Source organism: Mesorhizobium sp. M2A.F.Ca.ET.067.02.1.1 (assembly GCF_004023285.1).
In the GTDB taxonomy this organism is placed as follows: Bacteria; Pseudomonadota; Alphaproteobacteria; order Rhizobiales; family Rhizobiaceae; genus Mesorhizobium.
On the sequence record NZ_RZSB01000690.1, the window covers coordinates 1 to 3219 of the forward strand.

Annotated in this window: 2 protein-coding genes and 1 pseudogene; all 3 read right to left on the reverse strand. The window is 63.6% G+C overall.

Annotation, left to right across the window (positions count from 1 at the left end; translation table 11 throughout):
* Positions 1–304: 304 nt before the first annotated feature.
* Positions 305–1035: pseudogene (locus tag EOA28_RS30070) on the reverse strand (SGNH/GDSL hydrolase family protein).
* A gap of 63 nt (positions 1036–1098) precedes the next feature.
* Positions 1099–1833 (reverse strand): thioredoxin family protein, encoded by a 735-nt coding sequence (locus EOA28_RS30075; RefSeq protein ID WP_128298096.1) that lies wholly within the window; start codon positions 1831–1833, stop codon positions 1099–1101.
* A 153-nt stretch (positions 1834–1986) separates the two neighbouring features.
* A complete protein-coding gene (locus EOA28_RS30080) occupies positions 1987–3012 on the reverse strand; it encodes a class I fructose-bisphosphate aldolase (protein WP_127250520.1) in 1026 nt (341 codons plus the stop codon).
* Positions 3013–3219: the final 207 nt, after the last annotated feature.

Sequence of the window (3219 nt, forward strand, 5' to 3'; positions counted from 1 at the left end):
TCATTCCAGGGCGGAGCAAGGAGCGAAGCGACGCGCGCAGACCCGAGGATCCCTGCCGTGACTTGGAAGCGCCGCGGCGGTCCAGAACTCTGCACCGTTGCACATTTCGGTCCAGGTAACGGCATGGATTCCAGGGTCTGCGCGCGTCGCTTCGCTCCTTGCTCCGCCCTGGAATGACGAGGTTCGGGAGCCTCCAGCTCATCGCCAGCGTTTGCGCTGACTACCCCAAATGGACGCTGATAGCCTTGCCCGACAAGCCTGCGATCTCGGAAGTCGCAATTCTCGGCTCGCCCTGACCTGAATCTCAACGTACCTCAGCGCAGTTACCCATGACGAAATCCAGCAGATGCTCGGCCCAGGCGCGATAACCTGCTTCCGAGGCGTGGAAGCCGTCGGACGCGAAGCCGGCTTCGGGATTGGTGATCGGCAGGCGCGAGGCGGGCACGGCGCCGCGTTCGTTGCAGAGGCGCACGCCCATGCGGTTCATTTCCGTGGCGCGGATCTCGAGGATCCGGCCCAGCAATGGCGGCATTGCCGGTGCGCGGGTGAATTCCAGCACCGGCGACCAGACCACGCGCGCTCCGGCCATTTGGCGCGTAGCGCGTAGAGCAGCCCGCCGAACTCCTTCTTGAAGCGCGGCACGGAGTGAAAGTTCTTGGTGTCGTTGGTGCCGATGGCGAGCACGATATGCGTCCATGGGTCGGCCGACAGATTGGGCAGGACATGGTCGCGGATCTGGCCGGATGTCGCCGAATTGAAGCCGGCGGCGCGCCAGCGCACGGCTCGGCCGGTTCGCTCGGCGATCAGCCCCGCAAGCTGCGCCGCAAGCCCGTGTTCGGATTGCTCGATGCCGACCGATGCTGCCGAGGAATCGCCTAGGACCAGCAACGCCACGGGCGGCGCCTTGCCCGGTATTTCGTGCAGGACCGGACCTCGCGCCGGCAGCATGCGCGAAGTCCGGCGGCGCACGCCGAACCCCTGCCATAAATAGACCGGGAAAGCGAGCCAGGTGAGGAGGGCAAGCAGGCGCTGCATGGCAAATCCGTTGAAAACAGCGGGAAGCCTTAGCGCATCTTCAGGCCCAGGTGAACGAGATGATCACGCGCAGCAGTCCGGCCGGTCCTCGTCCTGGTATTCGTCGTGGAGGCGCACCCAATCCATCAGGTTGTGATAGGGGCCGGTCTCGCCGCGGCCCTTCGGCGTCATGTCGAGATAATGATAGGCGCCGATCAGCGCGTCGCCGCCGCGGGCGCGCGACAGGAAGGTGAGGAAGATGTCGCCATTGCCGTCGCGGTAGAAGACGCTGGTGCCGGGCAGGTCTTTCGACCGCAACGGTCGCTTCTCGAAATTGTAGGTCGTGTCGCCGGCCGCGATCTGCCTGTCGGTGAAGGAGACCTGCAGGTCGAAGTTGAAGTCCGATGCATAGGACGATACCCAGTCGAACTTCCAGCCCATGCGCTGCTTGTAAGGCAGGATCTCGGTCAGCGCCGCGCGCGAGACGACGACCAGGGATACGTCGTGGTGCTTGAGATGCTGGTTGGCGCCGTCGATATGGTCGGCGAGGAACGAGCAGCCCTGGCAACGGTGGTCGCAACCCGGCGTCATCATGAAATGATAGACGATGAGCTGGCTCTTGCCGGCAAAGAGATCGCCAAGACGCTTCGGTCCCGCTTCGCTCTCGAAGACATAATCCTTGCGCAGCTTGAACCAGGGCAGCTGCCGCCGCTCGGCGGCGACAAGGTCGCGGAAGCGTGTCAGCTCCTTCTCGCGTTCCAAATGATTGCGATGTGCCTCGAACCAGTCCTCGCGTGAAACCACGGCATTGCGTTGCATGACCATCTCCTGTCCTCTCCCGCCAAGGACGTTCGACATCGGCTCAACCCGACACAGTCGCCGTTGTTTCGCTGCTCAGGTAGGAACGCGGCCCGCAAAAAACAAAACCCGGGCCATGAGCCCGGGCTTCTGTTGGAATTGGAAGAGATGGCGTCAGGCGGCTTTCTCAAGCGCCGGCTGCCATTTCCCGAGCGCCGCCAGATGGTTCATATGGGCGCGGTGGGTGAAGGCGGCCTGGCCGGCGGCGACGTTCGAGGCCTTGCCGCTCCATGCCTTTTGCGGCGCGGCCTGCAGCGCGCGGCCATAGGAGAAGGTCAGCTTCCACGGATGCGGGCCGATGGCGTTGATGGCGTTGAGGTTGGCCGTCGCTTCCTCGTCCTCCTGGCCGCCGGACAGGAAGGCGATGCCCGGCACTGCCGCCGGCACCACTTCGCGGAACAGTTTTATCGTCTTTTCGGCGATTTCCTCGGGGCTGTCGGTCCTGCCCGACTTCTTGCCGGAGATGACCATGTTGGGCTTCAGGATCGAGCCTTCCAGCACGACGCGCGCCGCATAGAGCTCGTCATAGAGCTTGACCAGCGTCGCCTTGGTGACGTCGTAGCAGGTGTCGATCGAATGCGCGCCGTCCATCAGCACTTCCGGCTCTACGATCGGCACGATGCCCGCCTCCTGGCAGAGCGCGGCATAGCGGGCCAGCGCATGGCTGTTCGAGGCGATCGAGTTGGCCGAGGGTACGCCCTTGCCGGTGTCGATATCGATCACCGCGCGCCATTTGGCGAAACGGGCGCCGAGCTTGTAGTAGTCGGCAAGCCGCTCGCGCAGGCCGTCGAGGCCCTCGGTGATGGTGTCGCCGGGAAAGCCCGCCAGGGGCTTGGCGCCGAGATCGACCTTGATGCCCGGAATGGAACCTGCCGCCTTGATGATGTCGACCAGCGGCGTGCCGTCGGCGGCCTTCTGGCGGATGGTCTCATCGTAGAGGATGACGCCGGAGATGTATTTGGACATCGCTTCCTTGGCGCGGAACATCATCTCGCGATAGTCGCGCCGGTTGTCGGCGGTCGACTCGACGCCGATGACGTCGAAACGTTTCTTGATGGTGCCGGAGCTCTCATCGGCGGCCAAAAGGCCCTTGCCGCCGCTCACCATCGCGGTGGCGATATCTTCGAGACGTTCGCTCATGGGTGCTCTCCTACGCTGCGTTTGTTCCGCGCTAGCAGAACATTATCGCCAAAGGAATGACCCCGGAAAGCGCGAATCGATTGAAAGCCGCGCTGGCTTTGCCTTGTCTCGGACTGTTTACCGCTTCAGCACTTCGACGCCGGGCAGCGGCTTGCCTTCCATCCATTCGAGGAAGGCACCGCCGGCGGTCGAGACATAAGTGAAGTC

Bases quoted from the DNA above. Each gene is read 5' to 3' on its own strand.
- EOA28_RS30075 (WP_128298096.1), bottom strand. From the start codon at position 1,833: ATGCAACGCAATGCCGTGGTTTCACGCGAGGACTGGTTCGAGGCACAT.
- EOA28_RS30080 (WP_127250520.1), bottom strand. From the start codon at position 3,012: ATGAGCGAACGTCTCGAAGATATCGCCACCGCGATGGTGAGCGGCGGC.